Here is a 15,334-nt window from a genome sequence, read left to right as displayed (position 1 = left end):
ATAATCATCTATAGTTTTCCTATAGATGATTATTTTAAACAATTAATGAATAACTCTTTTGATTTCATAGATTCCTTGTATTTTATTAAGGTTATCAATTGTCAATTGTAATAATTCAGCATTTTCAACTGATAAAGTCAACTTAATTTGTGCTTCCATATCCTTAATGCCAGCATTGATATTTAAAATATTTACTTTGACTTGTCCTAATACAGTTATAATATCATTCAATAAATTAGGACGATCAAGTCCACTAATTTCAATATCCACCTCAAAGCGTTTTTCAGTAATATTGGTATAGTCCCAATAAACATCAATAAGTCTTCCTTTTTCAGCACCATTCAAGTTAGGACAATCTGCTCTATGCACTTTAATCCCTTGTCCTTTAGACACATAACCAACAATAGGATCACCAGGAATTGGATTACAGCATTTTGAAAGTTGAACTTTTAAACCATCTACACCATTGACACTAATACCGAGACTGCCATTTGTTCTCTTTTGATTTTTAATCGCATTATTATTCTTTTTAAGCATCTTTGATAAATTATCAAAGAATCCTGTATGATTCGGTAAAATTTTATCAATAAGGGTTGCCGCAGTGGCTTGCTTTTTCCCAATCACTAACATTAAATCATCAAAATTATTGGCTCCAAATGAACCGAAATAAGATTTATAAGTTTCTGGATCCAGATATTTCTTTTCATCTAATTCACGTTTACGAATTTCTTCTTTTAGTAGTTTTTTACCTTCTTCAATAAACTCTTTTTGTGTCTCAGCATCTTTTTTAGAAATATACTGACGGATTTTATTTCGAGCACCAGCTGTCTGAACAAATTTCAGCCAATCTTCGCTTGGGCCTGAATTCTTATTGGTTTTAATTTCACATACATCACCTGTTTTTAACTTTGTATTGATAGGAACCATTACATTATTAACAATTGCTCCTACTGCATGATGTCCAACTTCTGTATGGATACGATAAGCAAAATCAATTGGTGTCGCACCATTAGGAAGTTCTACAATTTTTCCCTGTGGTGTCATAACATAAACATTGGCTTCAAAAATATCACGTCTTAATGAATCATAATATTCCTTCGCATCGCCATCTTTAATCTCATCACTTAAAGTAATAAAATCTCCCAGCCATTGAAGTTTATCGACAATGTCTTTTTGTTCTTGTTTAGATGAATAATCGCGTCCTTCTTTGTAACGCCAATGTGATGCAACTCCTCGTTCAGCCAATTCATCCATTTCTTCAGTTCGAATCTGGATTTCAAAAATATGCCCATTTTCACCAATCACTGCTGTATGAAGTGATTGGTACATATTAGGTTTTGGCATTGCAATATAATCTTTAAAACGCCCTGGTAAAGGACGATAATGATCATGAATAATTCCTAAGACTTCATAACATTTCATTTTATCTTTTAAGATAATACGCAAAGCATTCAAATCGTAAAGTTCATCAAAACGTTTATGCTTAATAACCATTTTTTTATAAATACTATATATATGTTTTGCCCGTCCTTTGATACGATACTCAATATGATGACGATCTAAAAGTTCTTTAACAGAATTCATCATCTTATCAACAGAATCTTTACGTTCACTACGTTTTTGTTCAAGCAATTCTGAAATTTCCTGATAAGCTTTAGGATCTAAATAATTCAAACAAAGATCTTCTAATTCAATACGAATATCATTAATCCCTAGACGATGAGCAATAGGAGCATAAACTTCTAAAGTTTCTCTTGCAATACGTTGTTGTTTGTCAGGACGCATATATTGTAATGTACGCATATTATGCAAACGATCCGCCAATTTGATTAAAATAACACGGATATCTTTAGCCATTGCAATATATATTTTTCGATGATTTTCTGCATAAACATCAGCTTCATCTTTGAATGGCATTTTATTAATTTTTGTTACACCTTCAACCAAGGTTGTAATCTCTTCGCCAAAACGTTCAACCATTTCATCATGTGTCACATCACAATCTTCCATGACATCATGCAACAATCCAGCTGCAATTGTCGTTGGTCCAGTTTGTAAAGTTGTCAAAATATAGGCCACCCATATCAGATGATTCGTATAAGGTTCTCCACTTTTACGTTTTTGTCCAGCATGCATAACCATAATAAAATCATATGCACGTTTGATAAGTTCAATACTCTCCTGATGAGTAATATATGTTGAACAGCTTTCTAAAACATCATCAAACGTAACCTGATCATGCGCTCCTTTATATTCCATATTTCTTCCTCCTTTACAATAATGACAAAAAAGAGACAATGTCTCTTTTAATACTTTAAGACAGAGTAAACATCATATCCCTTTAAAAGGTCTCTTCCCTTTAAAGCTTCTAGCTCAATTAAGAAAGCAATTCCTACGACATTTCCACCCATTTGTTCAATTAGAGAGACAGCTGCCTCAACTGTCCCACCTGTTGCTAATAAATCATCAACAATCAAGACATTTTGCCCAGGTTTAATACTATCACTATGCATTTGAATTTCATTAGTTCCATATTCTAACTCATATGATTTTGAAACAACTTCACGAGGAAGTTTCCCCGGTTTTCTAACTGGTACAAAACCACAATTCAATTCAACTGCAGCTGGACAACCAAACAAGAAACCTCGAGCTTCTGGCCCAGCAATAACATCAATATTTTTATCTTTAGCAAAATCCACAAGTAAACGAATAGATTCTTTATAAGCTGTTGCATCAGCTAATAAAGGGGTCACATCTCGAAACAATACACCTGGTTCAGGAAAGTCAGGAATATCGGCAATATATTTCTTTAAATCCATAGCTAAAAAGCCCTCCTTGTTTTTATATTATAACAAATTTTCATAAGATAATAAAGATTCTATATCATATCTTTAATAATAAAATTAATACTTTTTTGATTTCTAAATTCATTAATACTTAAAGTTCCAATTAAATTGACTGTCTTTTGATTCAAAAGTTGCTGATAAAGTTCACCATGTTGAAAATATAAAGCAGATAATTTAACATTAGCAAAAAGAATATCTAATTTAAGATGTTTCCCTCCGCTTAACTGATAAAGCTTATTAATAGGCGCATTTTTTAACAAATAAACAGGTTCTTCATTACACATACCAAATGGTTCTAAAATTGATAAAGATTCAATATTTTCAATACTCAAATCATTTTCATCAATAAGTAAAACAGGCATTGAAGAATGCAATGAAACATCTTTTAAATTCTCTTCAATACAATGATAAACAGATTCATAATGTTGCTCATCAACACTAAAACCACCTGCTAAAGAATGACCGCCATAAGTAATGAACTGTTCACTGTGAGCCGTAAAAAATTCATGCAGTGAAAAACCATCAACACTTCTTGCACTTCCTTTATAAATTCCAGCTTTTTTATCATAATGCATAACAAAACTTGGACGTTCATATTGTCTTGTATATTTACCTGCAATTAATCCTACTAATCCTTCATGAACATCTTCACTTGCCCAATACAAGAACTGTTCATTCATATTTTGACTAGCCATAGCATACTGTTCATTAGTTAATGCCTGACGTTTACTGTTAATTTGAGTAGCTAATTGTGACACTTTCATCATCAGTTCTAAAGCTGCATCCTTTAAAAAATATTTCACCAAAATATTGGGATTACATAATTCTGGTAATCGTCCAAATGAATTGATTTTTGGTGCAATTGTAAAGCCAATTGTTGTTGTGCTATAACTTTGCTGATCACCTAACAATAATTCCAATGATGTATATTTTTCTGCTTTCATAAAAGTCAAAGCCTTTTTTACCAAAGAACGATTTTCATCTAATAATGGCATCATATCAGAAATAGTTGTAATCGCCGCTAGACAATACAAATATTTATCTTGTCTTTTCAACAATGCACTGGCTAATTTATATGCTACAAATCCACCTGAAATCTCTTTAAATGGATAAGAAGGAGAAAGTTTAGTATGAATAAAAGTACAGGCATCAGGCAAATCAGCATCAAATTGATGATGATCTGTAATAATAACATCTATGCCTAATTCATTGGCACACTCTACTGCATCAAAAGCTTTGACACCATTATCAACCGTAATAATTAAGGTATAACCTCTCTTTGCCATCTGCTGAACACGTTCAACATTTAAACCATAACCATCATCAAAACGATTAGGAATATGATAGCCTACTTGTATGCCTAATTCTAAAAAGGCCTGTACTAAAATTGTTGTTGCTAGTATGCCATCACAATCATAATCGCCATAGATACAAATCTTCTCTTCATTTTCAATGGCTTCATGAATACGTTCTAAAGTCATATCTGCTTCTTCAAACAAAGAAAAATCATGATAAATTAAACGGGGATTTAAAAATGTTTGTAAGGTTTCTTGATCATAGCCATGACTATCAATAATTTTTGCTAATAATGAATTCACATGATATTGTTCTTGAATCATTTGATAGTTTTTTGCTTCAATTGTTTTATATTCCATAATGTTCTCCTCAAAAAAGAAAAATAACTGTTATCCAGTTATTTAGCAATCAATTCACTAAAATCATCTATTTTCATAGATGAAGCTTCTTTAATCACTTTTAATTTCAAATAATCAAAAACCTCAGAAAAACGCAATGACATAATATCATTAATGACATCACACATTGAGAGAGTTTCTGTATTTTTCCATTTAATTTGATATAAATACTCTTTAATATCTTGAGCATTAATATCCTGTACACCTTCTGTTTTAAACTCATTAGCCTTTATTCGAATTAAAAAAAGAATATCTAATGGTAAGTTATTCTTGAGATTGATTTCCATTTATTGCACTTCCTAACATATTTCTCATGTATTCAACATATTTATTATAAAGGAAATTCGACAATAAAGGAAGTGTTTTATGAAAAGAAAATTGATTAATTCATTTATCATCTTAAGTGGTAGTACCCTCATAACCAAGGTGTTCTCTGTTTTTAATAGAATGATGCTGGCAAGATTACTTGATGAACAAGGAATGGCATTATATATTTTAGTTATACCAACACTTTCTTTATGCATTACGCTTGCTCAGTTTTCCATTCCATCTGCTGTCTTTCGATTGATTTCTAATCCTAAATATAACAATAAAAAAGTTATCATTTCAGCTATTATGATTTGTTTTACCTCATGTTTTATCATTATTTGCGGTATTATCTTTTTTGCAAAAATCATTGCCGTTAATTTTTTAAAACAAGACCAAGCTTATCTCCCCTTATTAACTATGATTCCTTTTATTCCGCTTGTAGGAATCAGTGGTATCATTAAAAATTATTATTTAGGAAAAGAAGATGTTTGGACTTTATCAGTCGCTCAACTGCTTGAAGAAGTATCACGCATTGTATTTACTTATATCATGATTCGTTCATTTTCCTATTTACCAATCACTTATTTAGTTTCAATTGCGATTGCTGCTATGAGTATTGGAGAATTGACTTCGATTCTGTATTTATATTTACATCTCCATCGTAAGGTCAATGTCAGTTATCATCCAATCGAATATTTACAAGAGCATTTTATCTTAAAAGATATGATGAATATTGCCTTACCATTAACAGGTTCACGTATTCTTCATTCATGTTACAATTTTATTGAACCAATTGTCCTTGTCACCATCTTAACACGATTACAAATGAATGAAACAGATATTCATTTACAATATGCAATTATCAGTGGTTATGTCATTTCATTACTGGTCACACCAACCTTCTTTAATAATGTTGTTTTAAGATTATTATTACCAATTCTTAACAAAGATATCGCTTATCGAAAATATCATGATTTAAGAAAACATGTTATTTATGGGATTGTTGTTTGTTTTTTAATCAGTCTTCCATTCACTTTATTATTTTATTTCTTTGGAGATGTTTGTCTCTTATTTATGTATAATACCAAAAATGGGTATGAATATTTAAAATATATGGCTATTCCTTTTACTCTCTTCTATCTTCAAACACCATTAAGTGCCACTTTACAAGCACTCAATAAAAATAAAGAAATGTTTGTCATGAGTACATTAGAAGTCATTATTGAATTTGTCTGTTTACTTATCTTAACACCACGCTATCATGTTTTAAGTGTTGCTATGGTTATGTTAATAGGCTTATTTACGACGCTTGTTCTTTCTGCTTTTTATGTATATATGGCAATCTATTCAAAACGTTCTATAGAAAAAGAAATGCGATAAATCATCCCATTTCTTTTTCATTATATATACGCATTGTTCCTTTACAATCTTTTTTGGTTCCATATAATGCCTTATCAGCCAAATAATAAAGTACATCACAATTGTAACGATTTCCCTTTTGACATACGACACCAATAGAAATTGTCACTCTAGGGATACTTTTTATCAAATAATTTTGTTGATCGGGTTCAATCAAAGTTAAACGCTCTATTCTTGTGAGAATTTCTTTTTTGTCTTGAACATCAGGGATAAATAATAAAAACTCATCGCCACCAATACGTGAATAAACATTATGTTCGCCATGAAACTCCATTAACCCATAGGCAACATATTTCAAAACACTATCGCCAATAGGATGTCCATAAGTATCATTTATTTCTTTAAAATCATCAATATCAAAAATAGCCAATAAGCACTCTTGCGTCTCATCCATTTGTGCTAATAAAGAATCAATCTGTCCGCGTGCCATACGTCGATTATATATTCCTGTCAAAGGATCCCGTTGAGCATCTCGCTGATAATGCTTTTGTTTAAGAATTTGATAATGAGTATCTAAAAGTCTACCAACTATGCGACTGTTTTGAGCATTATCATCATAAAACTTAGCCAGTTGACACTGTGACCATATATTCTCATTTCTATGATTACGAATATAAATTTCATCTGTGTCTGAATCAAAATTTTGATAATCAAGTTGTACTTGATGCATATGAATCTGATATTGTTCATCAATAATATGTTGACCTAATAATTTTTGAAAATCATCAAGACAAGGTTTGCGTCCAAAACGTTCTTCAAACTTCCCATAAATATCAATTGTTTTATCATGATAAGACACATCAAAAACAACATCTTTCGCCATATCAATAAGAACTTGCTGTTGATCATTACGTCTTTTTAATTCATACTGCAATTGCTTTTTTTCAGTAGAATCTACAATAAAAACATAAAACACATCTTCGCCATTGGCTTGATGAATTAATCGTCCATAATCATCAACCCATCTCACTTGTCCATTCTTTTGAATAATTCGATATTCAACATAATCATATCCTTCTAAAGAATTTTCAACTTGTTGCTTAATTTCACTTTCAACATGATCAAGATCATCTGGATGAACCATTCCTTTAAATGAACCATGAACAAGTTCCATAAATTCCTTTTCATGACAACAACCATATAATTTAATAATATAATCATTAACAAAAAGAATGTCTTCATTATGATAAGCACTATAAATCAAAAAACCTCCAGGCATATACTTGAAGAGTTCAAAAGGAGAAACATCTCTATTTTGGTCCATTGCTTTTCCCTCCATATATTGTTTATCATATTACATAATTATGTAAGAGTAAAGATTTCTTTCATAAATAAATCAATAATAAAAGAAAAAAGCGAATAAATGACACTTTATTCGCTTATTTATCAAATTGTCTTAACCACTTTGAAAAAATTGTCAAGCCTTCTTTCGCATACTCAACTTCATGTGTAAATCCATATCTTAAATGATTTTCAACTCCAAATGCTGCTCCAGGAACAAAGAAAACACCCGTTTCTTTTTGCAATTTTTCACATAATTCCTGAGATGGCATATCAATATCATATTTCAAAAAACATACAGTACCATCTTCTGGAATCACACAAGACACATGAGGTTCTTGCATTAACCATTCTTGTAAACATTTTTTATTTTGACGACAGATATCTAAACTTCTTTTAAGAATATTTTCTTTATGATTTAAGATAAGTGTTGCCAAATAATCATCCATTGGTCCACTGCTTATAATATGATAATCTCTTCTTAAATCAATGGTATGAATCACTTCTTTTGGTCCCTTAATCCATCCTAGTCGTAATCCCGGAAATGAGAAAACTTTTGACAAACTCTGAGTAACGATTGCTTTATCATAGTAATCACTAAATGATGGACAAAGTTTTCCAGTCACAGTATTCACACCACGATAAATTTCATCACATAAAATATAACAATCATAGGCTTTTGCTAAAGCTATAATCTCTTTGATAAGTGATAATGGGAATGTTGTTCCAGTTGGATTATTAGGAGAATTTAAACATATCATTTTTGTTTTTGAATTGATGCATTGCTTAAAATTCTCAATTGAAGGCAGCCAATTTTTCTCTTCTGATAAATGAATCAATGAAACTTCACAACCTAAAGAGCGAGGAAAATCATACATTTGCTGATACGTTGGAAAGAGACTGATAATATGATCCCCTGGTTCTAATAGTGATATCATAGCTAGTTCATTTGCATTAATAGCACCATGAGCAATTGTTACATTGTTTTCATTTCCTGTTTCATATAATGATAAAATCGCTTTTTTTAATGCCAAAGAGCCAACAATTGGACCATAATCCATTGTCATAGACATGATTGAAGTCACAATATCTTCTTCAACAAATTCTTGAAGTTCATTTAAAGACATTGGTTTCACACATGTTTCTGTTAAATTATACTGACAATTATTTTCATGATCAGTCATCCAAGTTTCTACTTCAAATTCAGCAATCTTCATTAATGCATAACCTTATTCAAGAAATCTTGAGCCCTTTCTGTTTTAGGATGTGAGAAAAATTCCTGACTACTATTTTCTTCAATAATTTTTCCCTCTTCTAAGAAAATCACTCTATCAGCAACTGTTCTAGCAAATCCCATTTCATGCGTCACAACAATCATAGTCATGCCTTCTTTAGCAAGTTCTTGCATAACTTCTAAAACTTCAATAACCATTTCTGGATCTAAAGCACTTGTTGGTTCATCAAATAACATGACTTCAGGATTCAAACATAAACTTCTTGCGATCGCAACACGCTGTTTTTGTCCTCCCGATAATTTATTTGGATATTCATCTTTCTTATCTAATAAACCAACTCTATCTAAATATTGACAAGCAATTTGTGTGGCTTCTGCTTCAGTTTTCCCCATAACCTGAATAGGAGATAATGTTAAATTTTCTAAAACTGTTTTATGTGGAAACAAATTGAAATGTTGAAATACAAATCCCATCTGACTTCTTAATTGTTTATAGTTATCAGCTTTTCTATCTAATAATTGATCATTTAAATAAATATGTCCCTCTTCTGGTATTTCCAGTCCATGAATACATCTTAATACTGTACTCTTTCCTGAACCAGAAGGACCAATTAAACAAACAATTTCACCTTTCTTTATTTCTAAAGAGACATCATCAACAGCCTTTAATTGTTTGAATTTTTTTGTAATATGTTCTACTTTAATCACTGGCAGCCAACTTCCCTTCTATACGTCTTCCAATATATGAAATACTTAATGTCATAATTAAATAAAAAACTGCTGATAGACAATATGGTGACATGACATCAAAATATTGTGCACCAATTACTTGTGCTCCTTTTAAAAGTTCTACCGCACCAATACAACTAATCAAAGATGAATCTTTAATTAAAGTGATAAACTCACTAATTACAGGTGGAACAATTCTTTTAAAGGCTTGTGGCAATATAACAAGTTTCATTGTTTGCCAATGACTTAGTCCTAACGTTTCACAAGCTTCCCATTGGCCTTTATCCACACCATTAATTCCACTTCTAATTAATTCTGTAGAATAGGCTCCACTGTTAATACTCATTGCAATAATCCCAATCACATAAGTATTGATTCTTAATATTTCACCAGTCATTGCTGTATAAAGCGATGGAACAACTGAAAACAAAATCAATATTTGAAGTAACATCGGTGTTCCTCTGATGACTTCTACATAAATATTTCCAATAATTCTTAATATACGATATTTAGAACGTTTCGCACTTGCCCCTAAAATACCAAATATTAATCCAATAATAAGGGATAGTGCGGCTATCATCAATGATATCAATGCCCCCTTAGCTAAATACAATATATTTTCTGGTGTAAACACTTTATCAAATGCAACAAACATACTATCCCTACTTTCTTTTTTATTTTTCTAATTTCTTTAAACCATATTGATCACATAATTTTTGGTAATCTTCTGATGCAAGAAATTTTTCAATACATGTATTAATTTTACCAATCACTTCTTTATTACCTTTTTTAGCAATAATATAATTTTTTTCATCTAATAATGAATCATTTAACATTGTAAAATTACCACTTTTTACATAGTTATTTGCTACTGCTAAATCAACAACAGCGCCATCATATTGATGAGCAGATAAACCATTGAAAATATCCTGAACATTTTTCATTCCAACAACTTCAGCATTTTCAACATCTTTTGCCGCTTTTTCTCCTGTAGCACCTGTCTGTGCTGCTAATTTTTTACCTTTTAAATCACTGACAGATTGAATTGAAGTATCTTTAGGCATAACAGCAACTTGAGCAGTCGCAGTATAAGGAACAGACCATTCTACTTCTCTTTCTTCATCATAAGTAAAACCTGAAATTCCTAAATCAATTTGATTCCCTTGAATTTGTGTAATAATGTTATCAAAATCCATTTGTTTGAATTCTAATTTATATGTTTTTCCTTCTGATTCAGTTAAATATCCTTCAAATAATTTCACCATATCAGCATCAAAACCAACTATATTTCCATTTGTATCTAATGATTCATAAGGTGCATAATCAGGTGAAACACCAACTGTTAATGTCACTGTTTCCTTATCATCATTACCTTTTCCACCACATGCAGTAACCATCACTGCCATCATAACAACTAACATCACTTTTAATAATTTTTTCATTGTTTTTCCCTCTTCTTTCTTCATTTTTATTTCTTACATATCATTTTATATTGATATCCCTACCGTAAGAAAACCATCCATTCCATAAACTCATCTCCCCCTTTGAATAAAAAAACGCCTCTTAGTTTCATACTAAGAGACGAAAAATTCCGCGGTACCACTCTTGTTGATATATCAAAGATATATCCCCTCTTGTCTTTAAAGCAGACCTACTCAATATCCTATGATTTCAGACATTGCTCTCCAAAGTGCGGTTCATTTAAACTGATATACTAACCTCACACCAACGTTAGCTCGCTTGATACTCATTTAAACTACTCTCTTTTTCACTGAGTTTATTGATATAGTTGTATTATAGTCAATTGTCTAGAATTGTCAATAGTTTTTTCATTTCATATAACTTAATATCTTTTTTGATATCTGATTCACCTTTGATAAAGGTTCATTCATACTCTCTAATTGTTCAATTAATTCATCAAGTTCCTGATTTGTCGCATCTATTTCACTCTTATAAGCTTTGATTTCCTTGATTTCATGTGTCATTTTCTCACGTCGATCTAAAAAATAGATTGCTAAAGCAAGTAATAAGATGCCACCTATAATATAAATTACAATCATAACCATTCCTCATTTCTTTCCCTATTATACCACATCTTGAGAGATTTGAATAATATATTATTCGACATTATTCGTTTTCATTGTTTCAAAACTCAAAAAATGTTACGATAATTTTGGGTGATACTTATGATTAACAAACAATTACTTCACTATTCATGGCTTTATATGATCATAACGCTTTTTTATCTTGAGTTATTACTTAGAATTTCAGTTTTTAAGAGTATTCAATGGACTTTTATTTACCCACTGATTTTTGGAATCAGTATAGGTCTTTTTTTCAATCTGCTCGCTCATGTTTTTAAAAAGAAAGTAAATAAAATGATATTTGGAGTCTTGTTATTTATTATTGGGTTTTATTTTTGTAGTCAAATCCTTTATTATAATTTTTTCAAAGTTTTCTTCACTGTATATTCTATTGGTAACGGTGGACAGGTGGCTGAATTTTGGCAGGATATTGTCAATCTCATTATTTCAAATATATTTTGGATTCTGCTTTGTTTTGTTCCTTTTGGATTTTATATTCTTTATGAAAGAAAACATATTCATTTAAAACGTTTTGGTGATAAATCTATATTGATTTCTTTAACAATGATAATAGCGTTTTTCTTTTTGGGTTATGGTCTCTTATATCTTCCAAACACTGCATTAAACACACCTTTAGACTTATATAAAGAAGCATCTATGAATGAATTAACAGTTAGTCAATTAGGGATGATAACCTCTTGTCGTTTAGATGTTCAATCCTTTATATTTGGCAGGACAAGTAATGATATGATTAACGAAGAACCCATTGAACCTGAAGAGTCAAAAAATATGACTTATAAGGATCAAACAATGGATATTGACTTTAATCAGCTTATTGATAATTCAAAAAATGAGACTATCAAAAACATGCATAAGTATTTTCAAAATGTAACACCTACCAAACAAAATCAATATACAGGTATGTTTAAAGATTTCAATGTAATCTTACTCACTTGTGAAGGTTTTTCACCTTATGCTATTGATAAAGAATTAACACCCACATTATATAAATTAAAAAATGAAGGATTTATTTTCAATCATTTTTATACGCCTTTATGGAATGTCAGTACAAGTGATGGAGAATATGTCGCATTGCAAGGTTTAATTCCTAAAAATGGTGTTTGGAGTTTTAAAGAATCTTCAAAAAACACTTTGCCATTTACGCTTGGAAAACAGTTTCAAAAATTAGGTTATACTACACAAGCTTATCACGATCATTCTTATACATATTATGGTCGTAATCTTTCACATCCTAACTTAGGCTATGATTTTAAAGCTGTTGGACATGGTTTATCACTAAAGAAACAGTGGCCTGAATCTGATTTAGAAATGATACAAAAAACTGTTGATCAATATATAGATAAAGAACATTTTCACACATATTATATGACTGTAAGTGGACATACTAATTATACTTTTGTAGGAAACAGTATGGCTGCAAAAAACAAATCACTCGTTAACAATCTTGATAAATCTGAACTTGCCAAAGGATATCTTGCAACCCAAATTGAATTAGATCGTGCTTTAGAATACCTCATTACACGTTTAAAACAAGCTGGAATTGCTGATAAAACATTAATCGCTATGAGTGCTGATCATTATCCTTATGGTTTACCAGATAAAGACTATAATGAACTGGCAGGTCATCAATTAGAGAAAAATTTTGAAATCTATAAAAATGAATTGATTATTTGGAGCGAAGCAATGAAGGAGCCAATTGTTGTTGATAAGCAAGGAAGTAGTTTAGATATTCTTCCAACACTTTCTAATCTGTTAGGATTAGAATATGATTCACGCCTGTTAATGGGCACTGATTTACTATCTGATAACGATTCATTGGTTATTTTTGAAAATAGAAGTTTTATAACTGAACACGTTATGTATAATTCTAAAACCCAAAAAGCAACATGGATCAATAATGCTGTTGAAGATAAAGATTATCTTAAAAAAATCAATACACTTGTGAAACAAAAAATAGATTATTCAAAAAAAATATTAGATAACAATTATTACAAATATATCCAATAGGAAATCCTATTGGATATTATTCTATATAAAATAAGTATATTTCAGATAAATAGCAACACACAAAGATAAGAAGGTTAAAATTGTCTCAACAATGAGAAACCACTTTAAACATTTCATAGCAAGTTCTTTCCAATTATTATGGAAACGATGAAACAATCCTTTTCGATGAATAAGATAGTAAACAACCAATGAACCTATACATACAATTATGGCATAAGCTATATAAATATCTACAATTATTGGTAACAAAGATAAAATCATCATTGGTCCAGAAAAAAGCAACAAAATAATAAGAACACTTATTCCACCCATACATTATTCTCCTTTTTTGTATATAAATATATCATATTCCTTTTTCACATATAAAAAAAGAAAATTTATGAAAATATATTGTATTTTTTTATAAATTTTGTCTACCCTATTCAAAAAGGAGTGTAGATAAAATGCCATATATTACAAATATATTTGCTAGACAAGTTTTAGATTCTCGAGGTTTTCCAACGATTGAAGTAGAAGTTCATAGTGAAAGTGGTGCCATTGGTAAAGCCATCGTCCCTTCTGGTGCTTCGACTGGAATCTATGAGGCTCATGAATTAAGGGATGGTGAAAAAGATTGTTATTTAGGAAAAAGTGTTTTTAAAGCTGTTAATCATGTTAATGATATCATTCAAGATGAATTATTAGGTTTTGATGTAACAGATCAAAGATTAATTGATCAAGAATTAATTCGTATAGATGGAACAAAAAATAAATCCAAATTAGGTGCCAATGCTATTTTAGGAGTTTCTTTAGCATGTGCTACGTGTGGTGCTCATTATTATGATATGCCTTTATATCAATACATTGGTGGCTGTAATGCCCATGTTCTCCCTATTCCAATGATGAATATTATTAATGGTGGTGCTCATGCAGACAATCCATTAGATTTTCAGGAATTCATGATTGTTCCTGTTGGTGCTCATAGTATCAAACAGGCTATCGAAATGGGGTCAACTGTTTTTCATCATTTAAAAAAGATTTTAAAAGAAAAAAAACTCAATACTGCTGTTGGTGATGAAGGTGGATTTGCCCCGATGCTAGAAGATAATGATACAGCCTTGCAATGTATTATTGAAGCCATCCAAAGTGCAGGTTATCAACCTAAAGATGATATTTGTATTGCCTTAGATGTCGCTGCAAGTGAATTCTATCATGATGGTCATTATCATATGCAAAATAAAGATTATACATCTCATGAAATGATTGACTATTATCAACAGCTTTGTCAAAACTATCCAATCATTTCAATTGAAGATGGTTTAGATCAAGATGACCAGGAAGGATGGAAATCATTGACTAAAGAATTATCTTCTATTATGTTAGTTGGAGATGATTTATTTGTAACTAATAAAGAGAGATTACAAATGGGTATTCAAGAAAAAATTGCCAATGCTATTTTAATTAAAGTCAATCAGATTGGGACTTTAACTGAAACACTAGAAGCAATTGAATTAGCCAAACGACATCAATATAAGATTATTGTCTCACATCGTTCAGGTGAAACAGAAGATACTTTCATTGCTGATTTAGCAGTTGCAACCAATGCAGGTTATATTAAAACTGGTTCTTTATCAAGAAGCGAACGTATTGCTAAATACAATCAATTATTAAGAATTGAAGAAGAATTAATTCCTAATCAATGTTATGGTTTAGAATAAATAAGGAGGGCTG

Annotated in this window: 14 protein-coding genes and 1 other annotated feature; of the genes, 3 read left to right on the top strand and 11 right to left on the bottom strand. The window is 30.6% G+C overall.

All coding sequences use genetic code 11. The features are described 5' to 3' along the window. Positions 1-42: 42 nt before the first annotated feature. Genes BN1865_RS01555 through BN1865_RS01540 form a run of 4 tightly spaced genes read right to left on the bottom strand, consistent with a single transcriptional unit; the run spans position 43 to position 4,827 of the window. Positions 43-2,259 carry a RelA/SpoT family protein gene (locus BN1865_RS01555; protein ID WP_050635507.1) on the bottom strand — a complete coding sequence of 739 codons (2,217 nt, stop codon included), beginning with the start codon at positions 2,257-2,259 and terminating at the stop codon, positions 43-45. A 47-nt stretch (positions 2,260-2,306) separates the two neighbouring features. Then, positions 2,307-2,819, bottom strand: a complete 513-nt coding sequence (locus BN1865_RS01550) for an adenine phosphoribosyltransferase (protein WP_050635506.1) — start codon at positions 2,817-2,819, stop codon at positions 2,307-2,309. A gap of 59 nt (positions 2,820-2,878) precedes the next feature. Next, complete coding sequence (recJ, locus tag BN1865_RS01545; protein ID WP_050635505.1) at positions 2,879-4,501, bottom strand: single-stranded-DNA-specific exonuclease RecJ; 1,623 nt, start codon at positions 4,499-4,501, stop codon at positions 2,879-2,881. Between the two features lie 38 nt (positions 4,502-4,539). Continuing rightward, a complete protein-coding gene (locus BN1865_RS01540; RefSeq protein ID WP_050635504.1) occupies positions 4,540-4,827 on the bottom strand; it encodes a post-transcriptional regulator in 288 nt (95 codons plus the stop codon). 79 nt (positions 4,828-4,906) lie between these two features. On the opposite strand from BN1865_RS01540, the gene BN1865_RS01535 reads away from it, so the two are divergent. After that, complete coding sequence (locus BN1865_RS01535; RefSeq protein ID WP_050635503.1) at positions 4,907-6,229, top strand: oligosaccharide flippase family protein; 1,323 nt, start codon at positions 4,907-4,909, stop codon at positions 6,227-6,229. A gap of 1 nt (position 6,230) precedes the next feature. Here the strand turns inward: BN1865_RS01535 and BN1865_RS01530 are convergent, their stop codons facing one another. From BN1865_RS01530 to BN1865_RS01505, 6 genes are all read right to left on the bottom strand, one after another. Continuing rightward, entirely contained in the window at positions 6,231-7,532 is a 1,302-nt protein-coding gene (locus BN1865_RS01530; protein ID WP_050635502.1) for a GGDEF domain-containing protein, read from the bottom strand. A 115-nt stretch (positions 7,533-7,647) separates the two neighbouring features. Then, positions 7,648-8,766, bottom strand: a complete 1,119-nt coding sequence (locus BN1865_RS01525; RefSeq protein ID WP_050635501.1) for an aminotransferase class I/II-fold pyridoxal phosphate-dependent enzyme — start codon at positions 8,764-8,766, stop codon at positions 7,648-7,650. After that, on the bottom strand, positions 8,766-9,491 hold the full coding sequence (locus BN1865_RS01520; RefSeq protein ID WP_050635500.1) for an amino acid ABC transporter ATP-binding protein: 726 nt from the start codon (positions 9,489-9,491) through the stop codon (positions 8,766-8,768). Before BN1865_RS01520 ends, BN1865_RS01525 begins: the two co-directional genes overlap by 1 nt. After that, complete coding sequence (locus BN1865_RS01515; protein WP_050635499.1) at positions 9,484-10,167, bottom strand: amino acid ABC transporter permease; 684 nt, start codon at positions 10,165-10,167, stop codon at positions 9,484-9,486. The genes BN1865_RS01520 and BN1865_RS01515 overlap by 8 nt, the downstream gene beginning before the upstream one ends. A gap of 19 nt (positions 10,168-10,186) precedes the next feature. Beyond that, on the bottom strand, positions 10,187-10,954 hold the full coding sequence (locus BN1865_RS01510; RefSeq protein WP_050635498.1) for a substrate-binding periplasmic protein: 768 nt from the start codon (positions 10,952-10,954) through the stop codon (positions 10,187-10,189). Between the two features lie 132 nt (positions 10,955-11,086). Next, positions 11,087-11,293, bottom strand: a binding site (T-box leader). Positions 11,294-11,341: 48 nt separating this feature from the next. Further along, entirely contained in the window at positions 11,342-11,572 is a 231-nt protein-coding gene (locus BN1865_RS01505) for a hypothetical protein (RefSeq protein ID WP_050635497.1), read from the bottom strand. 318 nt (positions 11,573-11,890) lie between these two features. Here BN1865_RS01505 and BN1865_RS01500 point away from each other — a divergent pair, with 318 nt between their 5' ends. Continuing rightward, positions 11,891-13,624 carry an LTA synthase family protein gene (locus BN1865_RS01500; protein ID WP_157844070.1) on the top strand — a complete coding sequence of 578 codons (1,734 nt, stop codon included), beginning with the start codon at positions 11,891-11,893 and terminating at the stop codon, positions 13,622-13,624. A 21-nt stretch (positions 13,625-13,645) separates the two neighbouring features. Here BN1865_RS01500 and BN1865_RS01495 read toward each other — a convergent pair whose 3' ends face one another. Beyond that, positions 13,646-13,936 carry a hypothetical protein gene (locus tag BN1865_RS01495; RefSeq protein ID WP_050635495.1) on the bottom strand — a complete coding sequence of 97 codons (291 nt, stop codon included), beginning with the start codon at positions 13,934-13,936 and terminating at the stop codon, positions 13,646-13,648. A gap of 131 nt (positions 13,937-14,067) precedes the next feature. On the opposite strand from BN1865_RS01495, the gene eno reads away from it, so the two are divergent. Next, on the top strand, positions 14,068-15,321 hold the full coding sequence (eno, locus tag BN1865_RS01490; protein WP_050635494.1) for a phosphopyruvate hydratase: 1,254 nt from the start codon (positions 14,068-14,070) through the stop codon (positions 15,319-15,321). Positions 15,322-15,334: the final 13 nt, after the last annotated feature.

This window comes from Candidatus Stoquefichus sp. SB1 (assembly GCF_001244545.1).
GTDB lineage: Bacteria > Bacillota_I > Bacilli_A > Erysipelotrichales > Coprobacillaceae > Stoquefichus.
This window is presented reverse-complemented; position numbering and strand designations above follow the sequence as displayed.